General features: G+C 63.7%; 15 protein-coding genes. 10 read left to right on the top strand and 5 right to left on the bottom strand.

Annotation, left to right across the window (positions count from 1 at the left end; all coding sequences use genetic code 11):
* Window positions 1–10: 10 nt before the first annotated feature.
* Entirely contained in the window at window positions 11–1,057 is a 1,047-nt protein-coding gene (locus AT302_RS00685) for a FadR/GntR family transcriptional regulator (RefSeq protein WP_058376755.1), read from the bottom strand.
* A gap of 290 nt (window positions 1,058–1,347) precedes the next feature.
* Between AT302_RS00685 and AT302_RS00680 the strand changes: the two genes are divergently transcribed.
* The 7 genes from AT302_RS00680 to AT302_RS00650 all read left to right on the top strand — a co-directional run bounded on the left by AT302_RS00680 (window position 1,348) and on the right by AT302_RS00650 (window position 8,910).
* Entirely contained in the window at window positions 1,348–2,553 is a 1,206-nt protein-coding gene (locus AT302_RS00680) for an ABC transporter substrate-binding protein (protein WP_058376754.1), read from the top strand.
* 160 nt (window positions 2,554–2,713) lie between these two features.
* The gene (locus AT302_RS00675) at window positions 2,714–3,571 is read left to right on the top strand and encodes a branched-chain amino acid ABC transporter permease (protein ID WP_058376753.1); all 858 of its coding nucleotides are present in this window, start codon (window positions 2,714–2,716) and stop codon (window positions 3,569–3,571) included.
* A complete protein-coding gene (locus AT302_RS00670; RefSeq protein ID WP_157125643.1) occupies window positions 3,571–4,566 on the top strand; it encodes a branched-chain amino acid ABC transporter permease in 996 nt (331 codons plus the stop codon). The genes AT302_RS00675 and AT302_RS00670 overlap by 1 nt, the downstream gene beginning before the upstream one ends.
* The gene (locus tag AT302_RS00665; RefSeq protein WP_058376751.1) at window positions 4,563–5,330 is read left to right on the top strand and encodes an ABC transporter ATP-binding protein; all 768 of its coding nucleotides are present in this window, start codon (window positions 4,563–4,565) and stop codon (window positions 5,328–5,330) included. Before AT302_RS00670 ends, AT302_RS00665 begins: the two co-directional genes overlap by 4 nt.
* On the top strand, window positions 5,327–6,028 hold the full coding sequence (locus tag AT302_RS00660; RefSeq protein WP_058376750.1) for an ABC transporter ATP-binding protein: 702 nt from the start codon (window positions 5,327–5,329) through the stop codon (window positions 6,026–6,028). The genes AT302_RS00665 and AT302_RS00660 overlap by 4 nt, the downstream gene beginning before the upstream one ends.
* A 120-nt stretch (window positions 6,029–6,148) precedes the next feature.
* Window positions 6,149–7,411: a Zn-dependent hydrolase gene (locus AT302_RS00655; protein WP_058376749.1), complete on the top strand. Its 1,263-nt coding sequence runs from the start codon at window positions 6,149–6,151 to the stop codon at window positions 7,409–7,411.
* Window positions 7,408–8,910, top strand: a complete 1,503-nt coding sequence (locus AT302_RS00650) for a M81 family metallopeptidase (RefSeq protein WP_058376748.1) — start codon at window positions 7,408–7,410, stop codon at window positions 8,908–8,910. The genes AT302_RS00655 and AT302_RS00650 overlap by 4 nt, the downstream gene beginning before the upstream one ends.
* Before the next feature lie 93 nt (window positions 8,911–9,003).
* On the opposite strand, the gene AT302_RS00645 is transcribed toward AT302_RS00650, so the two are convergent.
* The 3 genes from AT302_RS00645 to AT302_RS00635 form a co-directional block, all read right to left on the bottom strand.
* Complete coding sequence (locus tag AT302_RS00645; protein WP_058376747.1) at window positions 9,004–9,834, bottom strand: hypothetical protein; 831 nt, start codon at window positions 9,832–9,834, stop codon at window positions 9,004–9,006.
* 255 nt (window positions 9,835–10,089) lie between these two features.
* Window positions 10,090–11,400 carry an MFS transporter gene (locus tag AT302_RS00640; protein ID WP_167365765.1) on the bottom strand — a complete coding sequence of 437 codons (1,311 nt, stop codon included), beginning with the start codon at window positions 11,398–11,400 and terminating at the stop codon, window positions 10,090–10,092.
* Complete coding sequence (locus tag AT302_RS00635) at window positions 11,397–12,593, bottom strand: M20 aminoacylase family protein (protein ID WP_084655954.1); 1,197 nt, start codon at window positions 12,591–12,593, stop codon at window positions 11,397–11,399. Before AT302_RS00635 ends, AT302_RS00640 begins: the two co-directional genes overlap by 4 nt.
* Window positions 12,594–12,866: 273 nt before the next feature.
* Here AT302_RS00635 and AT302_RS00630 point away from each other — a divergent pair, with 273 nt between their 5' ends.
* The 3 genes from AT302_RS00630 to AT302_RS00620 all read left to right on the top strand — a co-directional run bounded on the left by AT302_RS00630 (window position 12,867) and on the right by AT302_RS00620 (window position 16,030).
* Window positions 12,867–13,787: a LysR family transcriptional regulator gene (locus AT302_RS00630; protein WP_058376745.1), complete on the top strand. Its 921-nt coding sequence runs from the start codon at window positions 12,867–12,869 to the stop codon at window positions 13,785–13,787.
* A gap of 72 nt (window positions 13,788–13,859) precedes the next feature.
* Window positions 13,860–15,278, top strand: a complete 1,419-nt coding sequence (locus AT302_RS00625; protein WP_237172034.1) for a TAXI family TRAP transporter solute-binding subunit — start codon at window positions 13,860–13,862, stop codon at window positions 15,276–15,278.
* A gap of 185 nt (window positions 15,279–15,463) precedes the next feature.
* The gene (locus AT302_RS00620) at window positions 15,464–16,030 is read left to right on the top strand and encodes a GNAT family N-acetyltransferase (RefSeq protein WP_058380003.1); all 567 of its coding nucleotides are present in this window, start codon (window positions 15,464–15,466) and stop codon (window positions 16,028–16,030) included.
* Window positions 16,031–16,040: 10 nt separating this feature from the next.
* On the opposite strand, the gene AT302_RS00615 is transcribed toward AT302_RS00620, so the two are convergent.
* The gene (locus AT302_RS00615; protein ID WP_058376744.1) at window positions 16,041–16,778 is read right to left on the bottom strand and encodes a glutathione S-transferase; all 738 of its coding nucleotides are present in this window, start codon (window positions 16,776–16,778) and stop codon (window positions 16,041–16,043) included.
* Window positions 16,779–16,809: the final 31 nt, after the last annotated feature.

Below are 16,809 nucleotides of genomic sequence, written 5' to 3'. Positions count from 1 at the left end.
GCAGCGCGAATCAACCCTTCTTGCGCGCCGCCGCCCGGGTGGCCGCCACGGGCTTGGCCGGGCCTTTCTTCGTTGCGGCCTTCCCGGTCGCCTTCTCGACAGTCTTCGCGGCGGTCTTCGCCGTCGCCTTCGCGTCCGTCTTCGGGGCCGTCTTCAGGTCGGCCTTCGTCGCCACCTTCGCCGCCGTCTTGCGAGGCGCGCGCGGCGTCTTTACCGGTGCCGACGCCGCTGCCGCTGCCGCACTCTGCGAGCGAACCCGTTGCTGCATGTCGGCAATATCCGAATCGAGAATTAACCGCCCGCGCAACTTGCCGTTCATGCGCTTGATGTAGGTGCGCGCCTCCTGCATATGAAACTGCATGAGCGTACGCACGCGCTCCACGTCGCCCGCCCGCGCGGCGTCCGTGATCTGACGGTGGATGTTGACGTTGGCCGTGCCGAACTTCTCGTGTTCCTTGCGCGGCGTTTCGTTGCCGAACACAATCAGCTGGCGAATCATCTCGTTGACGAGTTCGCACGTGAAGCGCAGAAAACTGTTCGGATTGGCGGCCGCGAGAATATCGTGAAAGTCGACGTCGGCCTGACGCTGGCGCAGCAGTTCACTCCGGTCGTGCGACGCGGGGCTGCAACACGACATGTTGTTTTCAAGCGCCGCGAAATCTTCCTCGGTGAGATGCGGCACCGCACCGGCCGCCAACGCCGGTTCAAGCAACTGACGCACGGTGTAGATGTCGTCGATGCTCACTTCCTTGAAGAACAGATAGTTCTGCATCAACTGGAAGGTGCGCTCCAGCGGCACCTCCACCACCATGCCGCCGCCCGACGGCCCCGTGCTCACCTTGATGAGCCCCTGCACCTCAAGCGACTTGAGCGCTTCACGGATGGTGCTCTTCGACACCGCGAACATCTGCTGCAACTCGATCTCGCGCGGCAACCGATCGCCGGGCAACAGGTTGCCTTCGGTGATGAGACGCTTGATGGCCTCGGCGACGAGATCGCCGCGTTTCTGCTGTTTGATTTCCAACGGTTCTCGCATCGTTTGCGGATCCAATGCCATGTGGCGCCTCATTAGGCTCGTGTTCACCGGTCAGACCGGCACGCCGTTAAGTTCGGTGACTCCGGTGACTTCGATCTCGTATTTTTTCCCGATTGACACCGAAAAGCATTATACCTACGATCAAATTCATCCTATTTATCATGATAAATATGACGGATAGGAATTAGGGGGAACAGACCCTAGGCCCCGGACGTCGCATATCGTCGTTACCAGGTTGCTGCCTGACCCGAGCGTGACGCGCTGCACGTTTGCACCCCATGAACGATTGCTCCCCTTCATTGGAGACCATCTTGAATCGTCGTGAACTGTTGAAGCTCGCCGCCGCTGCGTCTTTGCCTGGCTCCCTACTCACCGCCCGCGACGCGTTCGCACAGGCCTCCGGCGCCATTCAACTGGCATGCCCGGTGCCGATGTCGGGCCCCTTCGCCGCCAACGGCAAGTTTGCCGATCTCGGCATGAAGCTCATCGTCGAGCAGTACGGCAAAGTGCTTGGCCGTCCGCTCGCCTACACCACGCTCGATACCGAAGGTAAGCCCGCCACGGCCATTCGCCGCGTGCAGGAAATTGCCCAGCAAAAGGGCGCGCGCTTCTTCGCGGGCGGCATTCTGTCGTCCGAGGCGCTGGCGATGGGCAAGGAAGCCGAGAAAGCCGGCGGCATCTTCATCACCACGGCTGGCGCCGACGAAATTACCGGCAAGGATTGCAACAGCGCGACCTTCCGCTGGTCGGTGCCCACGTTCGGCGCCATCGAGCAAACGGTGCGTCCGCTGATCGACGCGCACCCGAAAGCGAAACGCTGGTACACCATCACGCCGCAATACGTGTTCGGCGACGGCCTGCTCACCGCCGCGAAAAACATCTTCAAAGAGAAGGGCATCGAGCACGTGGGCAACAGCTACCACTCGCTCACCGAGAAGGAATTCTCGGGCTATCTCACCAACGCCGTCGCGGCCAAACCCGACGTGCTGCTGATTCTGAACTTCGGCTCGCAGTCGTCCGACACGCTGCGTCAGGCCGTGAGCTTCGGTATGAAAAACAACTGCACGATCCTGATGGCGTGGGCCTCGGGTCTGGAGCAGTTCGAGACGCTCGGTGCCGATCTGTGCGACGGCGTGTACTTCGGCGCGCAGTACTGGCACGCCGTGGCCTCGCCGCTCAATCTCGACCTCGTCAAGCGCACGCAAGACCGCTTCAAGCAGAACCCGAACTACAGCCTCGCCGGCTCGTATATCTGCACCAAGCTCATGCTCGATGCAATGGTCAAGGCAGGCAGCGCCGATCCGAAGGCGGTCATCGCCGCGATGGAAGGCATGAAGTACGACGGCCTCACGGGTCCGGAAGAAATCCGCAAGGGCGACCATCAGGTGCTCAAGAACTATTACCTGCTCAAAGGCAAGGCCAAGTCGAAGATGAAGAACCCCGACGACTATGCCGACATCGTGAGCGCCGGTAAATCGTTCCTGCCGCTCGACAAGACCGAGTGCAAGATGGCCTGATTGGCGCAGCCGTGCGTTATTGGCACACCCAATGCACTCGGCTGTCGTCGTTCGCGGGGACGCGTCATCATCGTCCCCGCATCTGTCGTCCGCGCGGCGCATAACACTACGCATACGCCCGCGCGGCGGCCCACGTCCACTCAAGCTCTTCGGGACGCGCATGAACGTTTATTTGCTGCAAGTCATCAACGGCGTCGGCATCGGCATGCTGTACTTCCTGCTCGCCGTCGGGTTATCGATCATCTTCGGCCTGTTGCGCTTCGTGAACTTCGCGCACGGCGCCTTCTATCTTCTCGGCGCATATTTCTGCTTTCAGGCAATGCAATGGGGCCTGTCGTTCTGGCTCGCGCTCATCGTGTGCCCGATCGTCGTGGCCGTCGTCGCATGGATTGCCGAGAAGGTCTTGCTCTCGCACATCTATGACAAGCCGCATGAGTTCCACATTCTCGTGACCGTCGGCTTGGCCCTCGTCGTGCAGGAGCTGGTCATCATCGTGTGGGGCCCGCTCGGCGACAACGTGCCGGTGCCGCAGGCACTGGACGGCGTCGTGATGTGGGGCACCTTCATCTATCCGAAGTACCGCCTCTTCCTGATTGGCTTCACTGCGGTCTTCGCCGCCCTTCTCTGGTGGCTGCTCGAAGGCACCCGGCTCGGCAGCGCGGTACGCGCGGGCAGCGAGTCGTCGGAGATGGTGTCGCTGCTCGGCATCAACGTGTTTCGCGTGTTCAGTCTCGCATTCGCCCTCGGGGCGGGCACCGCTGCACTCGCCGGTGTGCTCGCCGCCCCCGTGCGCGGCGTCGAACCGTTCATGGGCATCGAGGCGCTGGGCATCGCGTTCGTCGTGGTGGTGATCGGCGGCATGGGCAGCTTCGCCGGTGCGCTGGTCGGGGGGCTGGTGATCGGCATCGTGCAAAGTCTGATGAGCACGATCTGGCCGGAAGGCGCACGCCTGATGATCTATGTGGCGATGGCGGCCGTGCTGCTCATGCGCCCGCACGGCCTGCTCGGGAGAGGATGATGTTCGTACGCTATCGTTTTTGGCTGCTGGCTGCCGCCGTCACGCTGATCCTGCCCGCGACGCTCTCGTCGGGCACGCTCGCCACCGAAGTCCTCGTCTACGCCCTCGCAGTGCTGGGCTGCAACCTGCTGCTCGGCTACACCGGGTTGCTGTCGTTCGGTCAAGGCATCTTCTTCGGCCTCGGCAGTTACACGCTCGGCATTCTGCTCACGCGCACGGCGCTGCCCATGCCGCTGGCCATCGTCATCGCCATCGTGCTCGGTGCGTTGATCGCCGCCGTCGTCGGCAGCTTTGCGATCCGGCAAAAGGGCACGTACTTCGTGATGCTCACCCTCGCCTGCGCGCAGATGTTCTACTTCGTCGCCTACACCGCCACTGATTGGACTGGCGGCGACAACGGTCTGCTGGACATCCCGCGCAAATCGCTCGCTGTCGGCGGCCAGACGTTGATCCCGCTCACCACGCCGTGGCAGTACTACACCTTCGTGGCGGTGATCTTCCTGATCGTGTTCGCGGTGCTGCTGCGCGTGGCCGATTCGGTGTTCGGGCGCACATTGCTCGCCATTCGCGACAACGAAACGCGAGCGGCGGCCATCGGCTACCACGTGAAGACGTTCAAGCTCGTGGCCTTCGCGATTTCGGGCGCGGTCACCGCGCTGGCCGGCGCACTGCATGCATTGATGACGGGCATCGCACCGCTGTCGAACATCGAGTACCACACGAGCGAGATGATTCTCGTGATGACGGTCATTGGCGGCACCGGCAACCTGTTCGCGTCGGTGCTTGGCGCAGCGTTCTACGTGCTGGCATCCGACTGGCTCTCGACGTTGTGGCCGCGCTGGCTGCTGTTACTCGGCCTGCTGCTCATCGCCGTGAGCCTGTTCATGCACAAGGGGCTCTGGGGCGTGGCCGAGTCGTTGTGGTACCGGCTGGGTGGAAAGCGGCCCGATGCGGATGAGCGCAGCAAACTGGACACGCAGGGAGACCCGACATGAGCGACGCTCTCATCGAAGCCGCCGGCATCGTCAAACGCTACGGCAAGTTCACGGCCCTGCATGGCGTCGATCTGCGCGTCGCGCCGCGCACGGTGCACTCCGTGATCGGCCCGAACGGCGCGGGCAAGACCACGCTGTTTCACATGCTCACGGGTACCGTTCCCGTCTCGGGAGGGCGCATCCTGTTCGATGGCCACGACGTGACGACCGAAGCCGACTACCGGCGCGTACAGCGCGGCATCGCGCGTTCGTTTCAGGTCACGGCGCTGTTCCAGAACCTGTCGGTGCGAGAGAACCTCCGGCTCGCGGCGCTTGGCGTTACACCGCGTCGTGCGCTGTCGTGCTGGAGCAAAGCGGAAGGTGCCCGCGCCTGCGCATCCGTCGTCGACGACGTACTCACCCGGCTCGCCCTCACGCGTCACGCCAACACCGCCGCAGGTGCACTCTCGCACGGACAGCAGCGCCGGCTCGAAGTCGGCATGGCACTCGCTGCACGTCCCAAGGCAATCTTTCTCGACGAGCCAACCTCGGGCATGGGTATCGACGATCTCGACGACATGAAGCAACTCATTCGCGGCCTGCGTGACGATCACACCGTCGTGCTCATCGAGCACAACATGAACATCGTGATGGACATCTCCGACACGATCACCGTGATGCAGCAAGGCCGTGTGCTGGTCGAAGGCAAACCCGATGCCATTCGCGCCGACGAGCGCGTGCGCGCGGCGTATCTCGGCAACATGATCACCGGAGGCCGCGCATGATTCTCGACGTCGCAGGCGTTCACAGCTATTACGGCAAGAGCCACATCTTGCAAGGGGTCTCGCTGACGGTCGGTGACGGCGAACTCGTCACCCTGCTCGGGCGCAACGGCGCAGGCAAGTCGACCACGCTCAAGACCATCGCGGGTGTCGTTACACCGAAAGCGGGCAGCATTTCGTTCCTCGGCAAACCGGTCGCGGGTCAGCCCGCTCACCGCATTGCGGCGCGTGGCGTGTGCTTCGTGCCGGAGCATCGCGGCATCTTCAAGCTGCTCACGGTTGAAGAGAATCTCAAGCTCGGTGCGCGACGCGATTCCCCGTGGCAGCTCGCCGATATCTACCGCATCTTTCCGCGCTTGCAGGAGCGTCGCAAAAACGGCGGTGCGCAGCTCTCCGGCGGCGAACAACAGATGCTTGCCATTGGCCGCGCGCTGATGAATCACCCGCGCCTGCTCATGCTCGATGAGCCGGTGGAAGGACTGGCACCGGTGATCGTCGAAGAGATCGTGGCGCAGTTGAAACTCATCAAACAGGCGGGCGTCGCGATCCTGCTGGTCGAACAGAATCTGGAAGTCTGCACGCAGCTCGCCGACCGGCATTACATCGTCGAGCAGGGCGTGATCGTCTACGGCGCCGACAACGCCGCCTTTCTCGCCGACGACGTGGTCAAAGACCGCTACCTCGGCGTGGGCGTGGCCTGAGCGCCCGACGCCGTACCAACGAACCCGGCGCGCTCGCTACGCCGCTCAGCGCGCGCGCCATTGTGCCAATGCGTCCGCCCGCCCCTCGGCGGGGCGGACGCCCCTAAGGACTGGTGAAACATGGAACGTCTCGACCCAACCGCTGCCGCAGTGCGCATCGACGGCGCGCGCCTGTGGGACAGCCTCATGCAACTCGCGCAGATCGGTGCCACCGCCAAGGGCGGCGTGTGCCGTCTGGCGCTGACCGATCTCGACCGGCAGGGCCGCGATCTCTTCGTGAAGTGGGCGACGGAGATCGGCTGCACCGTGCGTGTCGATGCCATCGGCAATATCTTTGCGCGGCGCGCCGGGCGCAACAACAACTTGCCCCCCGTCATGACCGGCAGCCATATCGACACGCAACCCACTGGCGGCAAGTTCGACGGCAACTATGGCGTGCTCGCCGGGCTTGAGGTGCTGCGCACGCTCAACGATCGCGGCATCGACACCGACGCGCCGCTCGAAGTCGCCGTCTGGACCAACGAGGAAGGCTCGCGTTTCGTGCCGGTGATGATGGGCTCCGGCGTCTACGCAGGCGCCTTCACGCTCGATCACGCGCTGGTACAGAAGGACCACGACGGCATCAGCGTGGCCGACGCGCTCGCCGCGATCGGTTATGCCGGATCGGAATCCCCCATCGGAAAACCGGGCACCGTCGGCGCGTACTTCGAAGCGCACATCGAACAGGGTCCTGTGCTGGAGGCCAACCACAAGACCATCGGCGTCGTGCAGGGCGCACTGGGACAGCGTTGGTACGACGTGGTCATCACCGGCATGGAAGCCCACGCAGGCCCCACACCCATGGAACTACGTCGCGACGCTTTGTTGAGTGCGGCGCAACTGATTCAGGCCGTCAATCGCATCGCGTGTGAACATGCCCCGCATTCGCGCGGCACCGTGGGCTGGGTCGACAACTATCCGAACTCGCGCAACGTCATTCCCGGGCGCGTGAAGTTATCCGTCGACTTACGTGCCGCCGACGACGCCACACTCGATGTGCTCGATGCCAAGTTGCGCGCCGAATGCACCGCACTCGCCACCAACGGGATCGATGTGACAGTCGAGCAAGTGGTGTACTTTCCGCCGCAACCCTTTGCACCGGAACTCGTCGAGGCCATCCGCAGCGGCGCGCAGGCGCTCGGACTGTCGTCGATGGATGCGATCAGCGGTGCCGGGCACGACGCCGTTTATCTCGCGCGTGTGGCGCCCACGGCGATGATCTTCGTGCCCTGCAAGGACGGCATCAGCCACAACGAAATCGAAGACGCCGATCCGGCGCATCTGGAAGCCGGTTGCAACGTGCTGCTTCAGGCGATGCTGCAACGCGCGGGAGGTGTCGCATGAAAGTGATGATTGCCCGCATGAATCACGAGACCAATACGTTCTCGCCCGTGCCGACACCGATTGAAGCGTTCGGCAATCACGGACCGACGTATGACGGTGAGGCCTATCGCGACAACAAGGGCATGCGCACCGCGATGGCGGCCTTCATCGATCTGGCGCAAGCGGCGGGCGCCGAGATGGTGACGCCGGTGTCTGCCGGTGCGAATCCGAGTGGCCCGGTCGCAGCGGCGGCATATGACGAACTGTGCCGTCGCATCGTCGCAGCGGCGACGGGTGTCGACGCCATTCTGCTCGATCTGCACGGCGCGATGGTGGCCGAGAACAGTGACGACGGCGAGGGCGATCTGCTCGAACGCGTTCGTGCTGCCGCACCAGACACCCCGATTGCCGTCGCACTGGATCTGCACGCCAACGTCACGTCGAAGATCGTGACCAACGCCGACATCGTCGTGGGTTTCAAAACCTATCCGCACGTCGACATGTACGAAACCGGCGAGCATGCCGGACGGCTGCTGTTCGACTTGCTGGCTGGAAAACGCCGCCCTCGCGTGGTGTGGCAACAGCCGCCGTTGATGGTGCACTCGCTGCGCAGCACGAGCCACGGTGGTGCAATGAAGCGCGCACTGGATGCGGCACGCCGTGCGGAGGCCGAGGAGGGCATTCCGGCGGTGTCGGTCTTCTCGGGCTTCTCGCTGGCCGACATTCCGGCGCCATGCATCAGCGTGGTGGTCACTGCCGACGAGGGCAATGATGGTGTCGCACGCGCACAGGCGGTGGCTGATCGCATCGCGCGGCAGGCATGGGACGAGCGTGACGGTTTTGTCTATCACAGTGCGCCACTGGCCGAATCGATTGCCGAAGCGAAACGACTCGCGCAGGGTGCCGACAAGCCGGTGCTGCTGCTCGATCACAGCGATAACTGCATGTCCGGCGGCACCTGCGACACGATGGATGTGCTGGAGGCAGCGCTCGCGGGTGGCCTCTCCGGCATTGGCGTGGGGCCGCTCTGTGATCCGGAAGCGGTCGCCACGCTCATTGCCGCAGGCGAGGGCGCGGAGCTCACGCTTGCCCTCGGCAACAAGCGCGCCATGCCGCAGTTGGGCATCACCAAGACACCACCGGTACTCACCGGCATCGTGCGCAAGATCAGCGATGGCGAATATATCGTCACCGGGCCGACATACACCGGGCAGCGTTGCTACATGGGCCGCACGGTGTTGTTCGATATCGGCACAGCGCGCATCGTGGTCACCGAGCGCACGCACGAGCCGTGGGACCACGGTGTCTTCACGTGCGTGGGGCTCGATCCGCGCAGCGAGCGCTTTTTGCTGCTCAAGTCCCGCATGTACTGCCGCCCGGTGTTCGTGCCGATCTCGGCGGGGCTGGTGGAATGCGACAGCAACGGCGTGACGAGTTCGAACTACGCGCTGTTCCCGTTCTCGCGCGTGAATCGTCCGGTGTATCCGCTGGATCGGGACGTCACGTTCGACGCACCGTAGCAAAAATGGGCGTCGCTGCGATCGGGATCAACGACGCCTGCCGTCGAGCGGTGTCGTCACGCAGGTCCACAGTTGCCGGGCGATGTTGCAGCGTTACACGGCACTGTCCAAGGTATCGTTTCCGGCGACGACGCGGCGAGCCTCGATCTCGGCCTCGACGACGGTCGGCTCTCCGCGTTCGTGATTGACGTGATCCAACACCACGGCGCGGGCAGCAATGAGATGCGGCGGATAGCCGTCCGAAGCCGCCCAGTTTTCCAGACCGGATACGTTGTTGGCTTTGGCATGGACCATGACCGCCACATTGCTCCGACGGGAGAGTTCGGCGACGAGGTGCTCCTCGTGGTCCATTGCGATCAGACCGTCGAGCAATGCCCGCCCCTCGGCAACGTACGGCGGCGGCGGTGCCTGCCTGAAGGCGAATGACCGCAGTTTGCCAAGGTTGTAGTACAGCGCATTCATCGTGCCCGGCTCGAAACCATCCTCGGTGAGCAACAGCGACGGCAAACGATAGGCCATCAGTCGCGGGATGGACGCCTGCGATATCCCATCCTCCGGCGCCTGCTCGATCAGCCTGCTAAGCAATTCCCGATTCGACAGCGGTCCGACGCCGCGCGCATTCGCAGCGCTCATCTCGTAAAACAGATTGGTGAGGGTCTTGTTGACCACCGGATGATCGTAGATGCTGCGGCGCGTGCGCGCCGCGACGTGCACGCCCGCCGACCGCAGATCGGCGGACAGCAACTGCGCCAGCCGTGCGTCCAACGTCGGGGATCGGTCGCGCGGGCTTGCGCTGCCCACAGGCGGCAACGGCACCGAAGTGACCTGCGCAGCCGCGAAGGCAAGTGACTCCACCGTGGCAGGTGGGGCCGCCGGCGGGGAGAAGACCGACGGCGAGAGTGAGACGGAAGGGATAACCGGCATAGCGAGCGCTCCTGTAGTGGTGCGCCGAACCCCTCGGCACACCGTGGCGGGATCGTCCCCCACCGCTCACGCGCCCACTATCGAAGACTGCCGTGGGTCTGTGCCCGGCTGCCCACACGGTGTGCAATCCCAATGCCCGGCACCGCAGTGTCATGACAGGATTCGCGCCGTCTCCCGCAAAAAACAAAAGGCGGCGACAGTCTCCCGTCGCCGCCTCAGTGAAGCGATACCTCAGATACCTCAAGCGTCGAACGATTACTCGTCGAGCACCTTGTTGCCGGTTTCTTCAAACATCGACACAGCGATAAGCGAGATCAGCACGCAGGCGATCATGTACCACGCCGGGGCCATCTTGTTGCCCGTGACACGAATCAACCAGCCCGCCACCAGCTGTGCAGTGCCGCCGAACAGCGACACGGCAATGGCGTAAGCGCTCGACATGTAACCTGCACGCAGATGCTTCGGGAAGTTCTCCGGCATCAGCGCATACGCCGGTGCCGAACCCATCGTGTAGCAGAACATCAGCACGACCAGCGCCGCGAGCACCACCGGCAGCGACGGGAAGTGCGTCATGACCCAGAACGCCGGGTAGAGCAGCACGATCAGCAACACGCGGCCGGTGATCGTGAGCGGCTTGCGGCGGCCCATCTTGTCCGACCATGCGCCGTAGATCGGGCACATCACCAGCGAGATCGTGCTGGCGGCAACGCCCGCGAGCATCGACATCTTCGGCGGCAGTCCGAGGTACTGAATGCAGTACGTCGGCATGTAATACATCATCACGTACGTCGACACCGACATGCCCATGATCGAGAAGATCGTGAGGAACCAGTTACGCACGTACACGGCGCGCTTCGGATCGTTGCGCCCGGCGACGACCTTCGCCTTGGGCGGCTCTTCCTGAATATGGCGGCGCAGGTAGATACCGACCGGGGCGATCAACGTGCCGAGCAAGAACGGAATACGCCAGCCCCAGTTGTGCATCGTGTCGTCGGAGAGCAGGAAGCCCAGACTCGCGGCAAGGCCCGAGCCCAGCAGCGCAGCAGCGCCCTGACTTGCCAACTGCCAGCTCGCACGGAAACCACGGCTCTTCGCACCGCCCACTTCCAGCAGCGTGGCCGTCGCCGCACCGAACTCGCCGCCCTGTGCGAAACCCTGCAACAGGCGCGCGCCGACGATCAGCAACGGCGCAGCAATGCCGATTTGCGCGTACGTCGGTGCCAGACCGATGGCGGCCGAACCGATGGCCATCAGGCCGATGGTGAGCGTGAGCGCGGGCTTGCGGCCGGCGCGGTCGGCGTAACGGCCGAGCACGATGCCGCCGAGCGGGCGCATCACGAAACCCACGGCAAACACGGCGAACGCCAGCAGCGAGGACGTGATCGGATCGTCCGACGGGAAGAACTGCTTGCCGATGGTCAGTGCGAAGTAGCTGTAGACCGTGAAGTCGAAGAACTCCAGCAGATTGCCGATGACGGCGGCAAAGACGACCTTGCGCTGTTGCGCCGGGGTCATCGGCGAGGCGCTGGTGTCGTTCGCCGGAAACGATTGCGTTGCAGTGCTCATGCTCGGTCCTTCGCAAGGAAACGTTCGACCAGACGCGTCCAGAAGGCGGCCCCGATGGTCAGATTGTCGTCGTTGAAATCGTATTTGGCGTTGTGCAGCATCGGGCGGCCTTCGCCCACGCCGTTACCGAGGCGGATGAAGCAGCCCGGCACCTTTTGCAGGTAGTACGCGAAATCTTCGCTGCCGGCGATCGGCGGGAACGGCGAAATGATGTGCTCGTTGCCCACCAGTTCTTCGGCCACGCTGCGCGCGAATTCCGTTTCGGCTTCGCTGTTCACGAGCACCGGATACCCGCGGATGTACTCGATCTCGGCCGTGCCGCCATAGCCTTCGACATGCGTCGTGACCAGCGCACGAATGCGCTCTTCGAGCTTGGCGCGCACTGCTGCCGAGAACGAGCGCACGCTCATTTCCATCGTGGCCGATTCGGGAATCACGTTCGGTGCGAAACCGGCGTGGAACGTGCCGACCGTGACCACGGCGGCTTCGGTCGGATCGATGTTGCGAGCCACCACCGTTTGCAGCGCCATCACGAGGCTGCTGCCGATCATCACCGGATCGACGGCCAGATGCGGACGTGCGGCATGACCGCCACGGCCATGAATCTTCACCTTCACGGTGTCGCAGGCGGCCATCAGCGGGCCCGCGCGAAAACCGAACGTGCCCGTGGCCACGCCCGGGTGGTTGTGCAGACCGAAAATCGCCTGGCACGGGAAGCGCTCGAAGAGACCGTCGGCGATCATCTGCTCGGCGCCGCTGTTCGAACCGGCTTCTTCCGCCGGTTGGAAAATCAGATTCACGGTGCCGTCGAAATTGCGCGTCTTGGCGAGTTGCTGTGCAGCGCCCAGCAGCACGGTCGTGTGACCGTCGTGGCCGCAAGCGTGCATCTTGCCGTCGTGCACACTGGCGTAGGCGAGGCCGGTCTGCTCGTGAATCGGCAGCGCGTCCATGTCGGCGCGCACGCCCACGGTGCGACCGCTGGTGCCCGCGGTGAGCGATGCCACTACGCCGTGGCCACCCACGTTGCGCGTGACCTGATATCCCCAACCCTCAAGCTTCTCCGCCACGTAACGTGACGTGTCGACTTCCTCGTAGGACAGTTCGGGGTGTTGGTGGATATGGTGGCGAATGTCGGCCAACTGCTCACGCGCGTCGGCCAGATCGCTCACCTCACAGAAGCGAATCTCACTCATCGGGGGCTCCTCTCTATTTTTGAATACCGCGAAGTAGCGGAGTATTGCACCGACGAAAATTCCCACCCATGACGCAAACCCGTCCAAAATGTTGCTCTCAAAGCAACAATTGACGGCATGACGTCGGGAGATTTGTTGCGGCTACGATCCAGAAAACCATCACAAATCAAAGATTTATGGTGAATTTCGTTCATTTATGCAGCATCTGGGGTGGTGAGCGCTACGGCAGCCGCCTTGGGAACGAAATCGCTCGAACGGGACAGTGAAGCAGAGATGACGAACGACGCATGGATGGACGAGATCGGTGAGCGTCCGCTCAAGTACCTCACCGAGATTGCGAGCACGGGCGGCGTGCGCATGGCGGCCGAATCGCTCGGCGTGAACCCGTCGGTCGTCAGCCGCCAGATCGCTGCACTGGAGCGCAAACTGCGCTTCCCGCTCATCGAGCGGCGCGGACGTAACGTGAGCGTGACCGAGATCGGTCAGGTGCTGATCGACTACTACCGCGACGGGCAACGCCGCCAGCGCGACCTCTCGGCACGGCTGGAGGAGTACCGGCATCTGAAGCGCGGACGGGTCGCCATCGGTGTAGGGGAAGGCTTTATCGGCAACCTGATCGCGCGCGCCCTGCAACGCTTCTCGATGACGTATCCGGACATCCTCGTCGAGATACGCTCCGGCCCCACGCCTGTGGTGCTCTCGCTCGTGCGCGACGACGTGGTCGACATCGGCCTGTGCGTGCGCTCGGCGGACGACCCCGCCATGCGGATTCACCCGTTCGCTGCGAAGCCGTTATGCGCGGTGGTCGCGCCCTCGCACCGGTTTGCCACCATGGCGAGCGTGCCGCCCACGGAGTTAGCCAACGAGCGGCTGATCTTCATGACAGAGGCCTACGGCGTGCAGCACTTCGTCCACTCCGTGCTCGAAACCGTGCGGCTCAACGTTATTCCGGCGTATCGGGTCGACCTGTTCAACACCGCGCAAACGCTGGCAGCCGCCGGACTCGGTGTCGCCTTCATGTCGGCGGTTACCGCGCGGCGCGGCATCGAACTGGGCGAACTCGTCGCGGTCCCCATCGATCACCCGATCGCGACCGGTTTCTCCAGCCAGATGATGACGCGGGTCGGTCGTCGGCTTTCCCCCGCAGCCGATCACCTCTGGAAGCAACTCGCGCAGAGTCTGGCCCAGCGCTGATCGGGCAATGACACGGGGCACTCACCGCAGATGGCGTATCATCGGCCGGGTGTTGGATATTCCTGCCTGCCGATGACGACCGACGAGAACCAACCCTCCGGGCCTGCCCACAAACGACTGCGTGCGCGCTTTGTCGCGATCTCCTGGCGCGACCTCGCCGTCTCCTTCGGCCCCGTCGTGCTTGTCGCCATCGCGGCCATCTGGCTCGCCGTGTGGCTCGTACAGCCCGCCCCGCCACGCACCATCACGATCAGTGCCGGACCGGAAGGCAGTTCGTTCTGGAACGCCGCGCAGCGCTACAAGACGATCCTTGCGCGCAACGACATCACGCTCAACGTACTGACCTCCGAAGGCTCGCGCCAGAATGTGGAGCGTCTGGCGGACAGCAAGCAGAATGTCGATCTGGGTCTCGTACAGGGCGGCGTGTCGGGTGAGCTCGACATCGATGGCCTCGTCTCGCTCGGCAGCGTGTTTTACGCGCCGATTTCCGTGTTTTATCGCGGCCCGCGCGTCACCAAACTCTCCGACTTCACCGGCAAACGCATCGCCATCGGCCGCGAAGGCAGCGGTGCCCGCGCGCTGGCGCTCGCCTTGCTCAAAGCGAACGGCATCGAGCCGGGCGGCCCGACTGACCTGACTTCGTACGACGGGCAGGAAGCCGCGCAGGCGCTCGTCGATGGCCGCGTCGACGCCGCCATGCTCTCGGGCGATACCGCCACCGGCCCGACAATGGGCAAGCTGATACGCACCCCCGGCGTGCGGTTGATGGACTTTGCACAAGCCGACGCCTACACACGCCGCTTCACCTATCTGAATCAATTGACGCTGCCGCGCGGCGTGTTCGATCTCGGCAAGAATTTGCCCGCGCAGCCGGTGCATGTCATCAGCCCCACGGTCGAACTCGTGGCGCGCGACAGCCTGCACCCGGCGCTCTCCGATCTGCTGATCGAAGCCGCCCGCGAAGTGCACGGCAAGGCCAACCTGCTGCAACGCGCCGACGAATTCCCGTCGTCGCAAGTGCACGAATTTCCGCTCTCCGACGACGCCGCGCGCTACTACAAGTCAGGCAAGGGCTTCCTGTACCGGCATCTGCCGTTCTGGGTGGCGAGCCTCGCCGACCGTATCGTCGTGCTGCTCGTACCGATCATTGTGGTGCTGATCCCGGCGTTCCGGCTGGTGCCGTCGCTGTATAGCTGGCGCGTGAAATCGCGGCTGTATCGCTGGTATGGCGCGCTCATTGCGCTGGAGCGTGAGGCGCTCGCCGACGATGCCCACACCGAGTACAAGAGCCTGCGTCACCGGCTCGACGCGATCGAGGCAGCGGTGAACCGGCTGAAGATTCCGCTCGCGTATGCCGACCAGTTCTACGTGCTGCGCGAGCACATCGGTTTCGTGCGGCAGCGGCTCGATACCATGAACGCCGAACCCGTACCGCACCCGGACCGTACCGACGGTGTGGACAGCGCCCCGGCACCGACCGGTCACGCGTAGTCACCTCAAAGCGATGCTTATGCATGTCATAACCATCACAAGCTTTTCTTATGGACCGGTGCAGCGCAAACTGCGGCAATGTTTCGGGCGGGGATGCCAGTCATCTCTGCCCACCCCACCCACCGTACCCACCCTGCCCACCGTAAGCGCCTTTGCTGCCGAACGTCCGTATGCCGTTGCTCGCCATGACCTCCGCTCCCGTGCCTGCTCCCACTGAGAAGGCGCTCGTCGCTTGCGTCGTTCGCCCCGTGCGCGACGACGATCTCCCCGCTATCACGACCATCTATGCCCACCACGTGCTGAACGGTTCGGCCTCGTTCGAAGAGGTGCCACCGGGTCAGGCGGAGATGCACGCACGGTGCGCCAAGGTGATCGATGCTGGGTTGCCGTATCTGGTTGCAGAGCGCGATGGCAAAGTCCTCGGCTATGCGTATGCCACGCATTACCGGCCGCGCTCGGCCTATCGTTTCACGCTGGAAGATTCGGTGTATCTCGCCCCCGATGCCATCGGACAGGGCGTGGGCCGCACGCTGTTGCTCGCGCTCATCGCGCGCTGCGAGGGCGGGCCGTGGCGGCAACTGATCGCGAACGTGGGCGATAGCGGCAATGCGGCATCACTGGGTCTGCACGCATCGTGTGGTTTCGTGCACGCAGGTACGCTCAAATCCGTCGGCTTCAAGTTTGGCCGCTGGGTCGATACCGTGCTCATGCAACGCCCGCTCAACGCGGGCGACACCACGCTGCCCGAGTAGGCAGTGCGCGTCAGAACGGCGACGCGCGGTCCAGTTCCTTGTAATGCCGGAAGATGCCCGTCGTATTGAACGGGATGCGTCGCGGCGACTTCAGATACGCCGCGATACGGGGTTGCCGTGCAACGCCGTCGTGCACGCCCTGACAACGCGGATACGCCTTCGCAAAACCCGCCATTGCGCGCGGGAATGCGTAATTCAACCCGGCAATCAGTTGAAACAACGACAGATCGGCGTATGACGTCGCGCCCTCTGAGAGCCATCCACCAGCGTGTGGATTATTGGCCAGCACGCGCTCGAAATAATCGAAGAACTTGGGCAGGCGATAGTCGATCAACTCGGCGGTGCGCTTGCGCGCCTCGGCCCGTTGGTTGCTGTAATAGCGCCTGCTGGAGATCGGATGGTGGCCGTCGTGCACTTCGGCGACGAGATCGGCGAGCGTGAGTTGCAACTGATTGACGAAGCGGCGGGCGCGTGGCGATTCGCCGACGAGACCGAGTACCGGCCCCAGAAACGCGAGGATATTGGCTGTCTGGCCGATCAATTCGCCGTCCGCGCGCAGGAACGGCGGCGCGAAGGGCGGATCGATGCAGGCGGGGTCGTCCATCGTGTGAAGCATGCCGTCCATGCCCTGTCCCGGCCCGTCACCTTGCACGATTTCCACGAACGGCGTGCCGGTCGCTTCGAAGGCCAGCCGGACAAACTCACCGCGCCCTTGCAGGCCCGGCCAATAGAACAGTTCGAAGGTCATGCCACCTCCTCAGGCTGTTTCAGGCCAGCGA

Origin of the sequence: Pandoraea norimbergensis, assembly GCF_001465545.3 — a bacterium.
Taxonomy (GTDB): Bacteria; Pseudomonadota; Gammaproteobacteria; order Burkholderiales; family Burkholderiaceae; genus Pandoraea; species Pandoraea norimbergensis.
Note: the sequence above shows the minus strand (reverse complement) of the source record. Positions and strands in the feature narration are given on the sequence as shown.